This is a genomic window from Flavobacterium sp. M31R6, assembly GCF_013284035.1.
Lineage (GTDB): Bacteria > Bacteroidota > Bacteroidia > Flavobacteriales > Flavobacteriaceae > Flavobacterium.
In genome coordinates, this window is sequence record NZ_CP054141.1 from 1,575,933 (window position 1) to 1,597,301 (window position 21,369).

Annotated in this window: 12 protein-coding genes; 10 read left to right on the plus strand and 2 right to left on the minus strand. The window is 34.2% G+C overall.

Annotation, left to right across the window (positions count from 1 at the left end; translation table 11 throughout):
- Nucleotides 1–5 precede the first annotated feature (5 nt).
- The 7 genes from rplA to HQN62_RS06535 all read left to right on the plus strand — a co-directional run bounded on the left by rplA (nucleotide 6) and on the right by HQN62_RS06535 (nucleotide 11,333).
- On the plus strand, nucleotides 6–695 hold the full coding sequence (gene rplA / locus HQN62_RS06505; protein ID WP_039111376.1) for a 50S ribosomal protein L1: 690 nt from the start codon (nucleotides 6–8) through the stop codon (nucleotides 693–695).
- Nucleotides 696–717: 22 nt separating this feature from the next.
- A complete protein-coding gene (gene rplJ / locus HQN62_RS06510; protein ID WP_111411241.1) occupies nucleotides 718–1,218 on the plus strand; it encodes a 50S ribosomal protein L10 in 501 nt (166 codons plus the stop codon).
- A 94-nt stretch (nucleotides 1,219–1,312) separates the two neighbouring features.
- Nucleotides 1,313–1,684: a 50S ribosomal protein L7/L12 gene (gene rplL / locus HQN62_RS06515; RefSeq protein ID WP_111411240.1), complete on the plus strand. Its 372-nt coding sequence runs from the start codon at nucleotides 1,313–1,315 to the stop codon at nucleotides 1,682–1,684.
- Nucleotides 1,685–1,960: 276 nt separating this feature from the next.
- Nucleotides 1,961–5,773, plus strand: a complete 3,813-nt coding sequence (gene rpoB, locus HQN62_RS06520; RefSeq protein WP_111411239.1) for a DNA-directed RNA polymerase subunit beta — start codon at nucleotides 1,961–1,963, stop codon at nucleotides 5,771–5,773.
- 239 nt (nucleotides 5,774–6,012) lie between these two features.
- Nucleotides 6,013–10,320 (plus strand): DNA-directed RNA polymerase subunit beta', encoded by a 4,308-nt coding sequence (gene rpoC / locus HQN62_RS06525; protein WP_111411238.1) that lies wholly within the window; start codon nucleotides 6,013–6,015, stop codon nucleotides 10,318–10,320.
- A gap of 63 nt (nucleotides 10,321–10,383) precedes the next feature.
- A complete protein-coding gene (locus HQN62_RS06530) occupies nucleotides 10,384–10,695 on the plus strand; it encodes a DUF3467 domain-containing protein (protein WP_116795918.1) in 312 nt (103 codons plus the stop codon).
- Between the two features lie 266 nt (nucleotides 10,696–10,961).
- The gene (locus HQN62_RS06535; RefSeq protein WP_173503749.1) at nucleotides 10,962–11,333 is read left to right on the plus strand and encodes a hypothetical protein; all 372 of its coding nucleotides are present in this window, start codon (nucleotides 10,962–10,964) and stop codon (nucleotides 11,331–11,333) included.
- Nucleotides 11,334–11,416: 83 nt separating this feature from the next.
- Here HQN62_RS06535 and HQN62_RS06540 read toward each other — a convergent pair whose 3' ends face one another.
- Together HQN62_RS06540 and HQN62_RS06545 are read right to left on the minus strand one after the other, a co-directional pair.
- Entirely contained in the window at nucleotides 11,417–13,006 is a 1,590-nt protein-coding gene (locus tag HQN62_RS06540; RefSeq protein WP_173503750.1) for a peptide chain release factor 3, read from the minus strand.
- Nucleotides 13,007–13,167: 161 nt separating this feature from the next.
- Nucleotides 13,168–14,610 carry an alpha-amylase gene (locus tag HQN62_RS06545; RefSeq protein ID WP_173503751.1) on the minus strand — a complete coding sequence of 481 codons (1,443 nt, stop codon included), beginning with the start codon at nucleotides 14,608–14,610 and terminating at the stop codon, nucleotides 13,168–13,170.
- A gap of 763 nt (nucleotides 14,611–15,373) precedes the next feature.
- Here HQN62_RS06545 and HQN62_RS06550 point away from each other — a divergent pair.
- The 3 genes from HQN62_RS06550 (at nucleotide 15,374) to HQN62_RS06560 (ending at nucleotide 20,872) form a co-directional block, all read left to right on the plus strand.
- Nucleotides 15,374–16,783 carry a peptidylprolyl isomerase gene (locus HQN62_RS06550; RefSeq protein ID WP_371811638.1) on the plus strand — a complete coding sequence of 470 codons (1,410 nt, stop codon included), beginning with the start codon at nucleotides 15,374–15,376 and terminating at the stop codon, nucleotides 16,781–16,783.
- Between the two features lie 80 nt (nucleotides 16,784–16,863).
- Nucleotides 16,864–17,817 carry an AAA family ATPase gene (locus tag HQN62_RS06555; RefSeq protein ID WP_173503753.1) on the plus strand — a complete coding sequence of 318 codons (954 nt, stop codon included), beginning with the start codon at nucleotides 16,864–16,866 and terminating at the stop codon, nucleotides 17,815–17,817.
- A gap of 286 nt (nucleotides 17,818–18,103) precedes the next feature.
- Complete coding sequence (locus tag HQN62_RS06560) at nucleotides 18,104–20,872, plus strand: bifunctional aconitate hydratase 2/2-methylisocitrate dehydratase (protein ID WP_173503754.1); 2,769 nt, start codon at nucleotides 18,104–18,106, stop codon at nucleotides 20,870–20,872.
- Nucleotides 20,873–21,369: the final 497 nt, after the last annotated feature.

The following is a 21,369-nucleotide window of genomic DNA, read 5'->3' on the forward strand; positions in this document are numbered from 1 at the left end:
AAGACATGGCAAAATTGACAAAAAAGCAAAAAGAGGCTGCTTCAAAAATTGAAAAGAACAAATTATACTCTTTAAAAGATGCTGCTGCATTGATAAAAGTAATTGCTTCTGCAAAATTTGATGAGTCTGTTGATATCGCTGTTAGATTGGGTGTAGATCCAAGAAAAGCGAATCAAATGGTGAGAGGTGTAGTAACCTTACCTCACGGTACAGGTAAAGATGTTAAAGTATTAGCATTGGTTACTCCAGATAAAGAAGCGGAAGCTTTGGCAGCTGGTGCAGACTATGTAGGTCTTGACGATTATTTACAAAAAATAAAAGACGGTTGGACAGATGTTGATGTTATCATCACTATGCCTGCTGTAATGGGTAAATTAGGTCCATTAGGTCGTATTTTAGGACCTAGAGGTTTAATGCCAAACCCTAAAACAGGTACTGTAACTATGGATGTTGCAAAAGCTGTTCAAGAGGTAAAAGCTGGTAAAATCGATTTCAAAGTTGATAAAACTGGTATCGTTCATGCAGGAATTGGTAAAGTTTCTTTTGGAGCTGAGCAAATTTATGACAATGCACACGAAATTATTCAAACATTAATCAAACTTAAACCAACTGCTGCTAAAGGTACCTACATTAAAGGTATTCACCTTACAAGCACTATGAGTCCTGCAATTGCATTGGACCCTAAAGCAGTATAATTGGTAGTTAATAATTTTTAGTATGACTAGAGAAGAAAAATCAATCGCGATTGAAGATTTAACTGCACAGTTAGCTGGTACAAACATTATTTATGTATCTGATATTTCTGGGTTAGACGCAGAAACAACTTCAAACTTGAGAAGAGCTTGTTTTAAAGCAGGTATTAAATTAGAGGTAGTGAAAAACACTTTGCTTGCAAAAGCAATGGAAGCTTCAGATAATGATTATGGAGATTTACCTTCTGTATTGACAGGTAATAGTGCTATATTTATTTCAGATGTTGCAAACGCACCTGGAAAAATCATCAAAGATTTTAGAAAAAAATCTGCAAAACCTGTATTGAAAGGGGCTTATATCAATTCTGAAATTTACCTTGGTGATGATCAATTAGATGCATTAGCAACTATTAAATCTAAAGAAGAGCTTATCGGTGAAATCATCGGATTGTTACAATCACCAGCTCAAAGAGTTATTTCTGCTTTACAAAACCAATTCGCTGGTAGCGAAGAGGCTGAAGCATAATACTCAAAACAGGGAATTTAGTTTCCTTGTTGCTTAAAATAGCGCACAATAAATAAATTATATTTTTACAAATCATTTTAAAACGATAGAAAAAATGGCAGATTTGAAACAATTCGCAGAACAATTAGTTAATTTAACTGTAAAAGAAGTTAACGAATTAGCAACAATATTGAAAGATGAGTACGGTATCGAACCAGCTGCTGCAGCTGTAGTAGTTGCTGCTGGTGGTAGCGAAGGTGCTGCTGAAGAAGCTCAAACAGAATTTACAGTTGTATTGAAAGAAGCTGGTGCTTCTAAATTAGCTGTAGTAAAATTAGTTAAAGAACTTACAGGTTTAGGTTTGAAAGAAGCTAAAGATGTAGTTGATAGTGCTCCTAGCAATGTTAAAGAAGGTGTAACTAAAGAAGAAGCTGAAGGGCTTAAAAAATCTTTAGAAGAAGCTGGAGCTGTTGTTGAGCTTAAATAAGTTTAACTAGTTTTTGAAACAGGTTTAGGTCTTTGAGAGTATTCTCAAGGCCTAAACCATTTTTCGTATAATAAAATTATATCAAGTTTTATTATAAAATAGTTTAAAATACGAAAAGGTTTTTTTAATCAATACGAAGAAAGAAAATAATACGAGAGTCTATTTTATATTATTTTTAAAGAGGTATTGATTGTAAAAAGAAAGTATAGATTGTTTTATAAATTACTGTGTTTTACACACAAAACTACTTTTTTTTAATCAAAATTTTGTCCATTGATGATAACAAATCAGACTGAAAGATTGAATTTTGCCTCTACAAAAAATATTCCTGATTATCCAGATTTTCTAGATGTTCAGGTAAAATCGTTTAAAGATTTTTTCCAATTGGAAACCAAATCTGACGAAAGAGGCGACGAAGGGTTATACAACACCTTCATGGAAAACTTTCCAATTACAGATACAAGAAATAACTTTGTTTTGGAATTCCTTGATTACTTTGTAGATCCGCCACGTTACACTATTCAAGAATGTATTGAAAGAGGTCTTACTTATAGTGTGCCTTTAAAAGCAAGGTTGAAACTATATTGTACCGATCCTGAACACGAAGATTTTGAAACTATTGTGCAAGATGTTTATCTTGGAACAATACCTTATATGACACCAAGTGGTACTTTTGTTATCAATGGAGCTGAGCGAGTTGTGGTTTCACAATTACACCGTTCTCCTGGTGTTTTCTTTGGACAGTCGTTCCATGCAAATGGAACAAAATTATATTCTGCCAGAGTTATTCCTTTTAAAGGATCTTGGATAGAATTTTCTACAGATATCAATAGCGTAATGTATGCTTATATCGACAGAAAGAAAAAATTACCTGTTACTACTTTATTCCGTGCAATTGGGTTCGAAAGAGATAAGGATATCCTTGAGATTTTTGACCTAGCTGAAGAAATTAAAGTTTCTAAAACAGGACTTAAAAAATATATTGGTAGAAAATTGGCCGCTCGTGTTTTGAATACATGGCATGAAGATTTCGTTGATGAAGATACTGGCGAAGTTGTTTCTATTGAACGTAACGAAATAATCCTTGATAGAGATACTATTATCGACAAAGATAATGTGGAAGAAATCATTGATTCAAACGTTAAATCTATTTTGTTGCATAAAGAAGATAATAATCTTGTTGATTATTCTATCATTCATAATACATTACAAAAAGATCCAACAAACTCTGAAAAAGAAGCTGTTGAGCATATCTACAGACAATTGCGTAACGCAGAACCGCCTGATGAAGAAACTGCTCGTGGTATTATAGATAAATTATTCTTCTCTGACCAACGTTACAACTTAGGTGAAGTAGGTCGTTATAGAATTAATAAAAAACTTGGTCTTGATACTCCAATGGAAAAGCAAGTGCTTACCAAAGAAGATATCATTACTATTGTTAAGTATTTGATTGAATTGATCAACTCTAAAGCTGAGATTGATGATATTGATCACTTATCGAACCGTCGTGTTAGAACAGTTGGAGAACAATTGTCTCAACAATTCGGTGTTGGTTTAGCACGTATGGCTAGAACCATTCGTGAGAGAATGAACGTTAGAGATAACGAGGTGTTTACACCAATAGATTTGATTAATGCTAAAACATTATCATCTGTTATCAACTCTTTCTTTGGAACAAACCAGTTGTCTCAATTTATGGATCAAACGAATCCATTGGCTGAGATTACGCACAAAAGAAGATTATCTGCGCTTGGACCAGGTGGACTTTCGAGAGAAAGAGCTGGATTTGAGGTTCGTGACGTTCACTATACGCACTATGGACGTTTATGTCCAATTGAAACTCCTGAGGGACCAAACATTGGTTTGATTTCTTCTCTTGGTGTTTATGCTAAAGTTAACGGAATGGGTTTCATTGAAACACCTTACCGTAAAGTAAATAATGGAGTTGTTGATTTAGAATCTACTCCTATTTATTTAAGTGCCGAAGAAGAAGAAGGAATGTTAATTGCACAAGCAAACATTAAAATGGATGCTACTGGTAAAATCACTGCCGAAAACGTAATTGCACGTCAAGAAGGTGATTTCCCTGTAATTGATCCTTCTCAAGTACATTATACAGACGTTGCGCCAAATCAAATTGCTTCGATTTCTGCATCTTTGATTCCTTTCTTGGAACATGATGATGCGAACAGAGCATTGATGGGATCAAACATGATGCGTCAGGCCGTACCATTGATACGCCCTGAAGCTCCAATTGTTGGTACCGGTTTAGAGCGTCAAGTAGCTTCAGATTCTAGAGTGTTAATAAACGCTGAAGGAAATGGAGTTGTTGAATACGTTGATGCAAATATCATCACTATTAAATACGATCGTTCTGAGGAAGAAAGAATGGTAAGTTTTGAATCTGATGAGAAAACCTACAACTTAATTAAATTTAGAAAAACCAATCAAGGAACAAGTATCAACCTTAAACCTATCGTAAGAAAAGGGGATAGAGTGATTCCTGGTCAAGTATTGTCTGAAGGATATGCTACTCAAAATGGAGAATTAGCTTTAGGTAGAAACCTTAAAGTTGCGTTTATGCCATGGAAAGGATACAACTTTGAGGATGCGATTGTTATTTCTGAAAAAGTGGTTCGTGACGATATCTTTACCTCTATTCACGTTGATGATTATTCATTAGAAGTTAGAGACACAAAATTAGGTAACGAAGAGTTAACGAATGATATACCAAACGTTTCTGAAGAAGCTACAAAAGATTTGGATGAAAACGGTATGATTAGAATTGGTGCCGAGGTTAAACCTGGTGACATTCTTATCGGTAAAATTACTCCAAAAGGGGAATCAGATCCTACTCCGGAAGAGAAATTGCTTCGTGCAATCTTCGGGGATAAAGCAGGTGATGTAAAAGATGCTTCATTAAAAGCCTCTCCTTCTTTACACGGTGTAGTTTTAGATAAAAAATTATTTGCAAGAGCAGTAAAAGACAAACGTAAACGTACTCAAGATAAAGATGCTTTAGGAGCACTTGAAATGGAGTTCGAAGTTAAGTTTGTTGAGCTTAAAGATAAATTGATTGAGAAACTTTTCAATATCGTAAACGGAAAAACTTCTCAAGGTGTAATGAATGATTTGGGTGAAGAAGTTTTACCAAAAGGTAAAAAATATACTCAAAAAATGCTTTATGCAGTTGAGGATTTCGCTCACTTAAGTAAAGGTCAATGGGTTGCAGATGATGTAACTAATAAAATGGTTAATGATTTGATTCATAACTATAAAATTAAATTGAACGATTTACAAGGTGCTTTACGTAGAGAGAAATTTACAATTACTGTTGGAGATGAATTGCCATCAGGAATTTTGAAATTAGCTAAAGTATATATAGCTAAGAAACGTAAACTGAAAGTTGGGGATAAAATGGCGGGACGTCACGGTAACAAAGGTATTGTTGCTCGTATTGTTCGTCATGAAGATATGCCTTTCCTTGAAGACGGAACACCGGTTGATATCGTGTTGAACCCACTTGGGGTACCTTCTCGTATGAACATCGGACAAATCTATGAAACAGTTTTAGGTTGGGCTGGTATGAATTTGGGTAGAAAATTTGCTACACCAATTTTTGACGGTGCAACTCTTGATCAAATCAATGAATTGACTGATGAAGCTGGAGTACCACGTTTTGGACATACACATCTTTATGATGGTGGTACTGGAGAGCGTTTCCATCAAGCAGCAACTGTGGGTGTAATTTACATGCTTAAATTAGGTCACATGGTTGATGATAAGATGCACGCACGTTCTATTGGTCCATACTCGTTGATTACTCAACAACCACTTGGAGGTAAAGCTCAATTTGGAGGTCAGCGTTTTGGAGAGATGGAGGTTTGGGCACTTGAAGCTTATGGAGCATCAAGTACACTTCGTGAAATCTTGACTGTTAAATCTGATGATGTTATAGGTAGAGCCAAAACTTACGAGGCAATCGTGAAAGGTGAGTCTATGCCAGAACCAGGATTACCAGAATCATTCAACGTATTGATGCATGAATTGAAAGGTCTTGGACTTGACATTCGTTTAGAAGAATAAATTAAAATTTAGTAGTAATCAGTCCGATTTTTTTCGAGACTGATTACTCATTTTTACGAGTTTTTAGGATTTATGCCCGTAACCCGTTCCGATTTTTCATAATACTTTAAATGTTTTGTGACTAGCACTTCAAAATTTAGTTTGAAGTTTAGAGAAGTAATTCGAGGTAGTAGAATTGTAGCATTGCTAAGTATCTACAAAATCAATTTTTAATTGCAAATAAATCAATAGTAAAAACTATGATGAATAATAGAAATAATAAAGATAAGAATCCTGTAAAAAGATTTGATAAAATTTCAATAGGATTAGCTTCTCCTGAATCGATCTTGAAAGAGTCAAGAGGTGAAGTTTTGAAACCTGAAACTATCAATTACAGAACTCACAAACCAGAGCGCGATGGTCTTTTCTGCGAAAGAATTTTTGGACCAGTTAAAGATTTTGAGTGTGCTTGTGGTAAATATAAAAGAATACGTTACAAAGGAATTATCTGTGACCGTTGTGGTGTAGAAGTTACGGAGAAAAAAGTACGTAGAGATAGAGTAGGACACATCAACCTTGTTGTGCCTATTGCTCACATCTGGTATTTCCGTTCTCTTCCTAATAAAATTGGTTATATCCTTGGTCTTCCATCTAAGAAATTAGATATGATTATCTACTACGAAAGATATGTAGTTATTCAGCCAGGTATTGCTAAAAATGCAGATGGTGAATCTATTGAAAGATTAGATTTCTTGACAGAAGAAGAATATTTGAATATTTTAGATACTCTTCCTGCAGATAATCAATATTTAGATGATTTTGATCCAAATAAATTTGTTGCCAAAATGGGAGCAGAGTGTATTATGGATTTATTGGCTCGTATTAATCTTGACGAATTGTCATATGATTTAAGACATAAAGCGAATAACGAAACATCAAAACAACGTAAAACAGAAGCGTTAAAGAGACTGCAAGTTGTAGAATCTTTCCGTGAGTCTACTTTGAACAGAGAAAATCGTCCAGAATGGATGATTATGAAAGTGATTCCGGTAATTCCACCAGAATTGCGTCCTCTTGTGCCTCTTGATGGAGGTCGTTTTGCAACTTCAGATTTGAATGATTTATACCGTCGTGTAATAATCCGTAACAATCGTTTGAAAAGATTAATCGAGATTAAAGCTCCTGAAGTAATCCTTCGTAACGAAAAACGTATGTTGCAGGAATCTGTAGATTCACTTTTCGATAATACTCGTAAAGCTTCTGCAGTAAAAACGGAATCAAACAGACCTTTGAAATCATTATCTGATTCCTTAAAAGGTAAGCAAGGACGTTTCCGTCAAAATTTACTTGGAAAACGTGTGGATTATTCTGCTCGTTCGGTAATTGTTGTTGGACCTGAATTGAAATTGTTTGAATGTGGTTTGCCAAAAGATATGGCGGCTGAATTGTACAAACCTTTCGTTATCCGTAAATTGATAGAAAGAGGAATTGTAAAAACAGTAAAATCTGCCAAGAAAATAATTGACAAAAAAGAACCGGTTGTATGGGATATCCTTGAAAATGTAATTAAAGGACACCCTGTATTACTAAACCGTGCTCCTACTTTGCACAGATTAGGTATTCAAGCTTTCCAACCAAAATTAATTGAAGGAAAAGCAATCCAATTGCACCCTTTAGTTTGTACTGCATTTAATGCGGATTTTGATGGGGATCAAATGGCGGTTCACTTACCATTAGGACCGGAGGCTATTTTGGAAGCACAATTGTTAATGTTGGCTTCTCACAATATCTTGAACCCTGCAAATGGTGCACCGATTACAGTACCTTCTCAAGACATGGTACTTGGTCTTTATTATATGACCAAAGAGCGTTTGTCTACACCAGAGCTTAAAATTTTAGGAGAAGGAATTACATTCTATTCTGCTGAAGAGGTTAATATCGCATTGAACGAAGGAAGATTAGAATTGAATGCTCGTGTGAAAATTAGAGCTAAAGATTTTAATGAAGCTGGAGAATTAGTGTATCAAATTATCCAAACAACTGCTGGACGTGTATTGTTTAATGAAGTAGTACCTGAAGCAGCTGGATATATCAATGATGTATTGACTAAGAAAAACTTAAGAGACATTATCGGACACGTATTAAGTTCGACTGATGTTCCTACAACAGCAGCTTTCTTGGACAATATGAAAGATATGGGTTATAAATTTGCATTCAAAGGAGGATTGTCATTCTCTCTTGGTGATATTAGAATCCCAGAACAAAAACCAAAATTAATTGCAGATGCCAGAGAGCAAGTTGAAGGTATTTCTGCAAATTATAACATGGGGCTTATTACCAATAACGAACGTTACAACCAAGTTATTGATGTATGGACTTCAGCAAATGCTCAATTGACAGAGTTGGCAATGAAAAACATTAGAGAAGACCAACAAGGTTTCAACTCTGTGTATATGATGCTTGATTCTGGAGCAAGGGGTTCCAAAGAACAAATTCGTCAGTTAACCGGTATGCGTGGTTTGATGGCTAAGCCTAAAAAATCTACCGCTGGTGGTGGTGAAATTATTGAAAACCCGATTCTTTCTAACTTTAAGGAAGGTCTTTCTATCCTTGAGTACTTTATCTCTACTCACGGTGCTCGTAAAGGTCTTGCGGATACGGCTTTGAAAACGGCCGATGCTGGATACTTAACTAGAAGATTACATGACGTTTCTCAAGATGTTATTGTTAACATCGAGGATTGTGGTACTCTTAGAGGTATTGAAGTTTCTGCTTTGAAGAAAAATGAGGAAATTGTTGAATCATTAGGAGAAAGAATCTTAGGACGTGTTGCATTGCAAGATGTAATTAATCCTTTAACAAGTGAGATTTTAGTTCATGCTGGTGAGCAAATCACAGAAGCATTAGTGAAAGGTATCGAAGCTTCTCCAGTGGAGAAAGTAGAAGTGCGTTCACCATTAGTTTGTGAGGCTACTAAAGGTATTTGTGCTAAATGTTATGGTAGAAACTTAGCTACTGGTAAAATGACTCAAAGAGGTGAGGCAGTTGGTGTAATTGCAGCACAGTCTATTGGTGAGCCTGGTACACAGTTGACATTACGTACTTTCCACGTTGGAGGGGTTGCAGGAGGTATTTCTGAAGAATCTAGTATTATAACTCGTTTTGCGGGTAAACTGGAAATCGAAGATTTAAAAACTGTTAAAGGTGAAGACAGTGAAGGTAATTCAGTAGATATTGTAGTTTCTCGTTCAACAGAATTAAAATTAATTGACGAAAAAACAGGTATTTTATTAAGTACCAATAATATTCCTTACGGTTCAAGTATTTTTGTAGGTGACGGTCAGTCAGTTGCCAAAGGAGATGTGATCTGTAAATGGGATCCATATAATGGGGTTATTGTTTCTGAGTTTACCGGTAAAATTGCTTATGAAGATTTAGAGCAAGGACAATCGTTCATGGTTGAGATTGATGAGCAAACTGGTTTCCAAGAAAAAGTAATTTCTGAGTCAAGAAACAAAAAATTAATTCCAACTTTATTGGTTTACGGTAAAGAAGGAGAGTTAATCCGTTCTTACAACTTACCGGTTGGAGCTCACTTGATGGTTGAAAACGGGGAGAAAATTAAAGCTGGTAAAGTTTTGGTTAAAATTCCACGTCGTTCATCTAAATCTGGGGATATTACAGGAGGTTTACCAAGAATTACAGAGTTGTTAGAGGCTCGTAATCCTTCAAACCCAGCTGTAGTTTCAGAGATTGATGGTGTTGTTTCTTTTGGAAAAATTAAAAGAGGTAACCGTGAAATCGTTATTGAGTCTAAATTTGGTGATATTAGAAAATACTTGGTTAAATTATCAAGTCAAATTTTAGTACAAGAAAATGACTTCGTAAGAGCGGGTGTTCCTTTGTCTGATGGTGCAATTACTCCAGATGATATTTTGAGAATTCAAGGACCTGCTGCTGTTCAACAGTATTTAGTGAATGAAATTCAAGAGGTATACCGTCTTCAAGGGGTAAAAATCAACGACAAGCACTTTGAAGTAGTAATACGTCAAATGATGCGTAAAGTTAGAGTTCAAGATCCAGGAGATACTTTATTCTTAGAAGATCAATTGATTCATACCAAAGATTTTATCGTTCAAAACGATAATTTATATGGAATGAAAGTAGTTGAAGATGCTGGAGATTCAAGTATTTTAAAACCAGGTCAAATCATAACGCCACGTCAGTTGCGTGATGAGAATTCATTATTGAAGCGTACAGATAAAAACCTTGTTGTGGCACGTGATGTAATTACAGCAACTGCAACACCTGTATTACAAGGTATTACTAGAGCTTCTCTTCAAACTAAATCATTTATTTCTGCTGCTTCTTTCCAAGAAACAACAAAAGTATTAAACGAAGCTGCCGTTGCAGGTAAAGTTGATTTATTAGAAGGATTGAAAGAAAATGTAATTGTAGGACATAGAATCCCAGCCGGTACCGGTATGAGAGAATATGATAATGCAATTGTAGGATCTAGAGAAGATTATAATGATATGATGGCTAATAAAGAAGAATATATTTATTAATTCTTTTCCTCAATGTTCTCTCTCTGCTTATGTAGGGAGAGAATTTTGATAAAAATAACTTTTATGAGCAATTCTAAACAACAACAAGAGCAGATTAACATAGAATTAGATGAAAAAGTAGCTGAAGGTATTTATTCCAATTTAGCTATAATCAATCATTCTTCATCTGAATTTGTATTAGATTTTGTATGTATTATGCCAGGTGTTCCAAAAGCAAAAGTGAAATCAAGAATTGTTTTGACTCCACAACATGCTAAAAGGTTACTCAAAGCGTTGGGTGAAAATATTCACCGTTTTGAAGTAACTCATGGTGAAATCAAAGAGGTTGAACAACCTGCGATTCCCATAAATTTTGGTCCAACTGGACAAGCATAATTTGAAAAATGAAGACTCCAGAAATGGAGTCTTTTTTTATTTATAGAAATATTGTTGTCAAATATATTTAATAAATATGTTCTGAATTTTGTGTTGAATTTTGATTTGTGTGGAAAGATTAATTTCACTCTATTGTACTCAGTTTCACGTTTTTTTGTACTTAAACGGATTTTTTGACCCTTTGGCGACTTTTTTTTTTTTGAGTTGTCTATTCAAGTACTTTCGCGGCCTGTTGATATTTCTTAATTCATCACGGACGAAAAAAAATGAGTGGAATTTTTAAAATAGTGAAAAAGAGTAATAATAAAATTCAATTTTTGATTTTAGTTATTTTTGTTTTGTTTACTAGCTCTACTGTTTTTGCCCAAAAGTCTGATTTTTCGATTTCTTCAAACGAAGTTGCTATAAATCAAAATGGTAGTTCTGATGATACAACTCCTGTGAGAGTATCAACTTCAGAATCGAATTCAAATATGAGTTTTATTTTGTGGTTTATGGGAACGAAAGAAGATGTCAATGGTACTATATCTAATGATTCATCTTATTCTAAAAAAAGTGTTATAACTTCGGGTAGAGAGCCAAATCATTTATTGATAAAAACGCTTTTAAAAAAAGCGATAAATATTAAATCTTGTTAGAATTTAGGGTTAAATTTAATTTGTATAAACAAAAAACGCCAACTTTATGTTGGCGTTTTTTTTTGTTTATATTTATGATGAATTTAATCAAATTCAGAGGTGAAAAATAATTTAACACTTGGGTATTTACTTTGTGTCATTTGAATGGTAAAATCAGAATCCGCAAGAAATACTAATTGATTGTATTTGTCTTTTGCTAGAAATTTTTGCTTTATGCGTTTGAATTCTTTAAACTCTTCATTCTTTGCATCATCAGGTTTTACCCAACAGGCTTTGTGAACTGGGAAATTTTCATAGGTACATTTTGCACCGTATTCGTGCTCCAATCGGTATTGAATAACTTCATATTGTAACGCTCCGACGGTTCCAATAACTTTTCGATTGTTCATTTCTAATGTGAATAATTGAGCTACACCTTCATCCATTAATTGATCGACTCCTTTGTCAAGCTGTTTGGCTTTCATTGGATCGGCATTATTGATGTATCTAAAGTGCTCAGGAGAAAAACTTGGAATTCCTTTGAAACTCATGATTTCTCCCTCGGTCAAAGTATCGCCAATTTTGAAATTTCCAGTATCGTGTAATCCAACGATGTCTCCAGGATATGAGATGTCAACTATTTCTTTTTTCTCAGCAAAAAAAGCATTTGGACTTGAGAATTTCAAGTTCTTTTTCTGGCGAACATGATAGTAAGGTTTGTTTCTTTCAAAAGTACCGGAAACGATTTTTATAAATGCCAAACGGTCTCTGTGTTTAGGATCCATGTTGGCATGGATTTTAAATACAAATCCAGTCATTTTTTCTTCTTTTGGGTCAACTAGTCTAGTTTCGGAATCTTTTGGTCTAGGCGATGGCGCGATAGCTACAAAACAATCTAACAATTCTCGAACTCCAAAATTATTTAAGGCAGAGCCAAAAAAGACAGGTTGTAATTTACCGTCCAAATAATCTTGGCGATCAAATTTTGGATAAACTTCGTCTATTAATTCTAATTCCTCACGTAAACGATCAGCAGGTTTTTGACCAATTATTTTTTCTAATTCAGGATTTTGAACATCAGAGAAAGCGATTGTTTCTTCAATGTTTTTTCGACTATCACCACTAAATAAATTGATATTTTGTTCCCAAAGATTGTAAATACCCTGAAAGTCATACCCCATTCCGATTGGGAAACTTAGTGGAGTAACTGTTAATCCAAGTTTTTGTTCCACTTCGTCCATTAAGTCAAATGCGTCTTTTCCTTCACGGTCTAATTTATTGATAAAAACAATGATTGGGATTTTACGCATTCTACATACGGCAACCAGTTTTTCTGTTTGTTCTTCGACACCTTTAGCGACATCAATTACAACAATTACACTATCAACAGCAGTTAACGTTCTAAAGGTGTCTTCAGCAAAATCCTTGTGACCAGGTGTGTCAAGAATGTTTATTTTTTTTTCTTTGTAATTAAAGGCCAAAACAGAAGTGGAAACAGAAATTCCTCTCTGACGCTCAATTTCCATGAAATCGCTCGTCGCTCCTTTTTTTATTTTATTATTTTTAACCGCACCAGCTTCTTGAATAGCTCCTCCAAAAAGAAGTAATTTTTCAGTTAGTGTTGTTTTTCCGGCATCGGGGTGTGAAATAATCCCAAAAGTGCGTCGTCTTTGTATTTCTTTTAAAAAACTCATATTTTTATATCAATAGTTTGCAAAAGTACTATTTATAAATTCTATATAAAAAAATATAGTTATAATAAAAGAGGTAGTTATATGCTCATTATTGTGATTGTTCTAAAAAAAACAAAAAAAGCTACCCATATCGGATAGCTTTAATTTGTAAATAAGCAGTATTAGATGTTTAGTGACCAAACAGTATAACTTTTTGGCGGACATTGTATTTTTACCCATTGATCTCCTTGAGTTGTAGGATACCAAGTAGAATTTCCTGTAAAGTCTTTGATTTGTTTTGAACTCCAATTAGTTTGAATCCATCTTTCCAAGGTAGCTGTAGAATTATTAATGTAAACTACTAATCCAGGATTGCCATTATAACCATTTCTTCGGGCGATATATTCGTCGTTATCAGCATATAATATTGAAGTGTTTCCTGTAGCTTTGTTGTTGTGAATCCAGATAAGGTTATTCAATTTTGCTTTATTAAGCCATTCTTCATAATCTCTGTAAAAAATTGTTGGGTAACCTTCATGAGTAAGAATGTATGCATAGGCTAATTCTTTTGCCCAAATTTCATCAGTATCGTGATTGGTTACAAAAGTGACTGCTTTATATGGATTTCTTTTCCACATCATGTCGTCGGTCAATAAATTTAGATTATTTCCATCAAAAGCGTCATTCATTTTATAATAGCAAGCAAAATCGAATACAGAGCTGTTTGCATTGTTTGCCCAGTCATTCAGAACGTTTACGTTGGAATCCCACAATTCTCCAACAGAAAATCCGCCGACATTTGCATTCCAGTCTCTTATTACCCAGGAACCGAAACCTTTAACGTAGTCAAATCTCCATCCGTCAAATTTCATGGTGTTTTTGTAATATTTACCTACACCGTCTGTTCTTTTCCAAAGCCAATCTTGCACATTTGGTGCGGCATGACATAAATCTGGAAATCCTCCAAATGAACCTTCGTCATTGTTGCCGAAGGAATTTTTGTAAAAATCGGCGTACGTTCTTTTGAATTTTCCAGATGCTATCCCCGTAAAATTTGTCCAAGTGTTAGTTCCTGTAAATGGATTGCTTTCAGAAGCTCCTCCACTGTTGTGGTTGATTACAATGTCAGCATAGACTTTCATGTTTTCGGCGTGAGCTTTTGTGATTAAATTGACTAATTCAGTTTTTGAGCCAAAACGAGTTTCTACAGAACCATTTTGATTATAATCTCCAAAATCAAAGTAATCGGTAGGATCATATCCCATTGAGAAAGCTCCGTTTTGAGCTTTAGAGGCTGGCGGTAGCCAGATTGAACCAATACCTGCATTTCCCCAAGCTGTTACTTTTGTTCCGACAGTATTCCACCAATTTCCACCAGAAGGGACATCCCAGTAAAAGGCTTGCATCATTACACCTCCTCCAGGATTGTCAACATATTTTCCAGTAAGAGATGTTTTTGAAATTCCGAGGCTAAATGGGCGACCGTCATGTGTTGTCACATTTATAACCTTGAAAGGTGTTGTGGCTGATGTGTCTGAATTAGTGATTTCATCCGATGAATTGCACGAATAAAGTCCCGCCAGTAGAGCGGTTAATAAAAGCATTTTAAAAATTGGTTTCTTCATAATTTGGTTAATTTAAGGTTAGTAATTGGTTTTTTTGGGTTTAATAGAGATTTTGTGCTTATGAAAATCTGTTTTAGTTTTGAGCTTTTTTTTCTTTTTTAATTAGCTGTAAATTATCAGATTAACTTTTTAGCGTAGCGAATGTATTTAAAATGTAATAAGATTTGTAATTTTTTTATTTCAGAAGACTACTACAACGATGTAGTGTTTATAAATTATTGTAAAATGCTATTAATTAGCGGCTTATACATTTGTTTTTTAGGTATTCTGATTTTATCAAATGTTTTTTGAAGGATTAGTAAAAACATAAAACATAATTTAACTGACTTAAAGTATTAATTTGATATTTTAAATAGCAATAAATGTTAATTCAATAAATTAGGTATAATGAATGAAATGAAAAAAACAGTTTATTATAAGGTATTAATCAGAATTTTTTAAGATTTTACTTTTTCAAAGTAGAATCTGATTTTTGAATTGGAAACTATGGATAAATGCGCATTGAAGAACTTAATAATTTTTTGTTAATACTACTAAGGAAACTTGTTTAATGCAATCGAATTGTTATTTTTGTTCGGTTTAAATTCCGAAAATTGTAAGTATTTTGTTGAATTAATGTCTTTTAATTCTGAGGAGCTTAAGGTAAATAAACTTGATTTGTTTTAAAGTGTTCTATTTAAGTAGGATGCGGTTTATTCGAAACAAACTCTATTTAAAATAATAATAATATAAAATATAAAAAATGCCTTCAAAAATTGTACAAATGAAATCCATAACCAACAAAGTTATGCTGACTTTTTTTCTTTTGTTTTCTGCTTTAACCTTTGTAAATGCTCAAGAAGTTATAAAAGATAGTGTTGTTGCTGTTGCAAAACCAGTAGTTCCTTCTGGAAAAAAACTTAAGATTGATGGAGTTGTAGCCACTGTTGGGGATTATATTATTCTGGATTCTGATATTGATAAAGGTTTTTTGGAGATTACGGCTTCAGGAGGATCAGTAAAAGATGTAACTAGATGTCAAATTTTAGGTAATCTGTTAGAGCAAAAATTGTACGCTCATCAAGCGGTTCAGGATAGTATCATAGTTAGCGATTCTGAAGTAAAAGGGATGATGGACGAAAGATTAAGTTATATGATCGAGCAAATCGGATCTATGGATAAGTTAGTTAAATACTATCAAAAGGATTCAGAAGAAGAGTTTAGAACTTATTTCTTTGATGTTTTGAAAGAGCAAAAGCTTACATCTGAAATGACAAAAAAAATTGTTGAAAAAGTTGAAATAACTCCTGAAGAAGTTCGTGAATTTTTTAAAAAAATACCAACTGCAGATTTACCTGTTTTTGGTGCAGAATTAGAAGTAGCCCAAATCGTGGTAAAGCCTAAAGTGACTGATGAAGATAAGAAAAAGGTAATTGATAAACTGAATAGTTTTAGAAAAGAATGTCTTGAAGGATCGAGTTTTGCGACCAAAGCAGTATTGTATTCAGAAGATCCAGGATCCAGTAAAAATGGAGGGTATTATAAAATGACCCGTAAAACTCCTTTTCTAAAAGAGTTTAAAGATGTCGCGTTTAGTCTTGCTGAAGGTGAGATTTCGGAACCTTTTGAAACTATTTATGGGTATCATATAATTTATGTGGAAAAGATTAAAGGCCAGGAAATTGAATTGAGACATATATTGATATCTCCAGTAGTTTCTCAAGAATCTTTGAAAGAGGCTAAAGAGAAAATTACTTTGATAAGAAAGAAGATTGAGGATAAAGAAATCACTTTTGCGGAAGCGGCAAGAACAATGTCTGATGAAAAAGAAACGAGGGCTAATGGTGGAACTTTGGTGAATCCTAAAACACAAGATACACGTTTTGAATTGACTAAAATGGATCCTTCTATATATAGTCAGGTTTCTAATTTGAAAGATAATGAAATTTCTATGCCGTTTTTAGAAGATGTTCAGGGGAAAAAAGATTATAAAATTATGATTGTAACCAACAGAATAGATTCGCATACTGCTGATTATGCTAAGGATTATATCAAGATTAAAGATCTAGCCTTAAAAGAAAAACAATTTAAAGCGATTGGAAAATGGTTTGACACTAAGATAAAGGACACTTATATTAAAATAGTTGATGAATATAAAGATTGTACTTTTGTAAATAATTGGGTTAAAAAATAATTTTCATTAAATAAATAAAAAGAGTTAGTTTTATGTTTTCATAGAGCTAACTCTTTTTAATTTTAAAAAAAAAATATAAAATGTCGGATGTAACTGCGATACAAAATTTAGTTGAAAAGCGTAACGAATTAAAAAAAGAAATTGCCAAAATTATTGTTGGTCAAGAAGCGGTTGTTGATCAAATTTTGCTTTGTATTTTCTCAGGAGGTCATGCCTTGTTGGTTGGAGTTCCTGGACTGGCCAAAACTTTATTGGTAAATACATTGGCGCAAGCTTTAGGATTGGATTTTAAAAGAATTCAATTTACACCAGATTTAATGCCATCGGATATATTAGGAAGTGAAATATTAGATGAAAATAGACAGTTTAAATTTATAAAAGGGCCTATATTTTCCAATATTATTTTGGCTGATGAAATCAATAGAACTCCTCCAAAAACACAAGCGGCTTTGTTAGAAGCAATGCAAGAAAGATCGGTTACGATTGCTGGCGCCAATCATAAATTGAGTTTGCCTTATTTTGTATTGGCTACGCAAAATCCTATTGAGCAGGAAGGAACTTATCCTTTACCTGAAGCGCAATTAGACCGATTTATGTTTGCCATAAAATTGGAATATCCTTCTTTTGAGGAAGAAGTTCAAGTAGTGAAGCGTACAACTGCAGATTCTAATGTAAAGATAAATGCATTGTTTACAGCTCAAGAAATTATAGATTTTCAGCATTTGATTCGTCGAATTCCTGTTGCTGATAATGTGGTCGAATATGCCGTAACACTGGTAAGTAAAACTCGTCCTGATAATGTGCTTTCCAATGGTTTTGTGAAAAATTATCTGGATTGGGGAGCTGGGCCTAGAGCATCGCAGAATTTGATTTTGGCTGCCAAAGCTAATGCTGCTTTTCATGGTAAATTTTCACCAGATATTGAAGATGTAAAAGCAGTTGCAACCGGGATATTAAGACACCGAATCATTAAAAACTACAAAGCTGATGCTGAAGGAATTTCTGAGGAAATGATAATTGATAAGCTGATTTAAAAGTAAAAAATAAGAAATTATTGAAAAGTGTTATATTCCAATAGGAATGTAGCACTTTTTGTTTTAACAATAGTTTTTATTTTTGTTAAAATCCAATTTTGAAATTGCTGAATTTGTAAAATTGATAGTTGAAATATGCTTATTTCTCATTTTAACGCATCAAAATCTTTTATTTTGCAATAATAATTTTTAAAAATGGCACATCCATTAAATTTTTTTTAATTATCAGCTTTAATTCCTAAATTTGCGTACAAAAAAATAAAAATACCAATAAAAGACTTCTGTTATGACTTATAAGGATTACATTCAAGAGATTGAAGAAAGAAAAAACCAAGGGCTTAACCCGAAGCCAATTGATGGTGCTGAATTGCTAAGCGAAATCATTGTACAAATTAAAGATTTGAATAACGAGTACAGAGAGGATTCTCTTAAATTCTTTATTTATAATGTTGTACCAGGAACTACTCCTGCTGCTAATGTTAAAGCTAATTTTTTAAAAGAAATCGTTCTAGGTCAATCAGTAGTTGCTGAAATTACTCCTGCTTTTGCGTTAGAGTTGTTGTCACACATGAAAGGTGGAACTTCTATAAAGGTATTACTTGATTTAGCTTTAGGTAATGATGTTGCTATTGCAAAACAAGCTGCTGAAGTTTTAAAAACACAAGTTTTTCTTTATGAGGCCGATACAGATCGTTTAGAAGCAGCTTTCAAAAGTGGTAACGAGATAGCTAAGGATATTCTAGAGAGCTACGCTAAGGCTGAGTTTTTTACTAAATTACCTGAGATTGCAGAAGAAATTAAGGTAATTACATATATTGCTGGTGAAGGAGATATTTCAACTGATTTACTTTCTCCAGGAAACCAAGCGCACTCTCGTTCAGATCGTGAACTTCATGGAAAATGTTTAATTTCTCCTGAAGCACAAGCTGAAATTAAAGCATTAGCAACAGCTAATCCTGATAAGAGCGTGATGTTAATCGCTGAAAAAGGTACTATGGGTGTGGGTTCTTCAAGAATGTCAGGTGTAAACAACGTGGCGCTTTGGACTGGAAAACAAGCAAGTCCATATGTTCCATTTATTAATATTGCTCCAATCGTTGCAGGAACAAATGGTATTTCTCCAATTTTTCTAACAACTGTTGATGTTACTGGTGGTATTGGTCTTGATCTTAAAAACTGGGTAAAAAAGCTTGACGAAAATGGTAACGTTGTTCGTAATGAAAGCGGTGATCCTGTTCTAGAAGAAGTATACTCTGTTGCTACTGGTACTGTTCTTACAATTAACACAAAAACAAAAAAACTTTACAACGGCGATAAAGAATTAATAGATATTTCTAAGGCATTTACTCCTCAGAAAATTGAATTTATAAAAGCTGGTGGTTCTTATGCTATCGTGTTTGGAAAAAAACTGCAAACATTTGCTTCAAAGACTCTTGGTATTCCTATTGTTCCTGTTTATGCTCCGTCAAAAGAAGTTTCTATTGAAGGACAAGGTCTTACCGCTGTAGAAAAGATATTTAATAAAAATGCTGTTGGAACAACTCCGGGTAAAATTTTACATGCTGGTTCAGATGTTCGTGTTACTGTAAATATTGTAGGTTCACAAGATACAACTGGTTTGATGACTTCTCAGGAGTTAGAGTCTATGGCTGCTACTGTGATTTCACCAATCGTTGACGGCGCTTATCAATCGGGTTGTCACACAGCTTCAGTCTGGGATAATAAATCGAAAGCAAATATTCCTAGATTAATGAAATTCATGAACGACTTCGGATTAATCACTGCTCGTGACCCGAAAGGCGTTTATCATTCAATGACTGATGTAATTCACAAAGTACTTAATGATATTACTGTAAATGAGTGGGCTATCATCATTGGTGGTGACTCTCATACAAGAATGTCTAAAGGGGTTGCTTTTGGTGCTGACTCAGGAACTGTTGCTCTTGCTCTTGCTACTGGTGAAGCTTCAATGCCAATTCCAGAATCAGTAAAGGTAACTTTCAAAGGAGATATGAAAGGATATATGGATTTCCGTGATGTAGTTCATGCTACACAAGCTCAGATGCTTAAAACATTTGGTGGAGAAAATGTATTCCAAGGAAGAATTATTGAGGTTCACTTAGGAACTCTTAATGCGGATCAAGCGTTTACGTTTACGGACTGGACAGCAGAAATGAAAGCAAAAGCTTCTATCTGTATTTCTGAAGATTATACTTTGATCGAATCACTAGAGATGGCGAAAGGTAGAATTCAGATTATGATCGACAAAGGAATGGATAACAAAAATGAAGTTCTTAAGGGATTGATTGCTATAGCTGATAAGAGAATCGCTGAAATTATATCAGGTGAAAAACCAGCGCTAAGACCAGATGCAAACGCTAAATATTATGCAGAAGTTGTTGTAGATCTTGATGTGATTGCTGAGCCAATGATTGCAGATCCAGATGTTAATAATGCTGATGTTTCTAAAAGATATACTCACGATACCATCAGACCTTTATCTTTCTACGGAGGGGTTAAAAAAGTAGATCTTGGATTTATCGGTTCTTGTATGGTTCACAAGGGAGATATGAAAATTCTAGCTCACATGCTTAAAAATATTGATGAGCAAGAAGGTAAAGTAGAGTTTAAAGCGCCACTAGTTGTAGCACCTCCTACTTATAATATTGTTGATGAATTAAAAGCAGAAGGGGACTGGGAAATTTTACAAAAATACTCTGGTTTCGAATTTGACGATAACGTTCCTAAAGCTGCGGCACGCACATCATACGAAAACATGTTGTATTTAGAGCGCCCTGGTTGTAACCTTTGTATGGGTAACCAAGAAAAAGCTGCCAAAGGAGATACTGTAATGGCAACTTCTACTCGTCTTTTCCAAGGAAGAGTTGTTGAAGATACTGAGGGTAAAAAAGGAGAATCATTACTTTCTTCTACACCAGTTGTGGTATTATCTACAATCCTTGGTAGAACTCCAACTATTGAAGAATATAAAACTGCAGTAGAAGGAATCAATCTAACTAAGTTTGCACCTTCTCATAAGTTATTAGTTAAATAATTCACATAATTAGTTAATTATAGTTTAAAAGCCTGATTCATAAGACTCAGGCTTTTTTTATGACTATCCGCGATTCACAGCATTAAATTTCGATTATAAAAATTTGGAGCAGAAAGATTAGGCATTTTTGGAAAACATGGGTCCCGCTTTCCGTTACAATCTTATAAGCCTCCCGATAGCTATCGGGACCGGCTTATAAGGATTTCCACTGCAATCGGGGCTAAAAGGGGAGATTTGGCTTTTTTTGCAATTGTCAAAAGTAAAGCGAAATTCGAACTCATATTACTGCAATGGCACTAGTCTTGGACAGTCATATTTTTTTGATAACTACTTAATTTTTTTTGTAACTTGTAATGTTTAAATTAAATGACTATCCGTGACTTATACCAAGCTTGAAAAATGGCCACAGATTACACTGATTAGCACAGATTTCCCTTATCCCGGCGAATAAAATCTGTGAAAATCAGTGTAATCTGTGGCAAAAAAAAAATACTTGG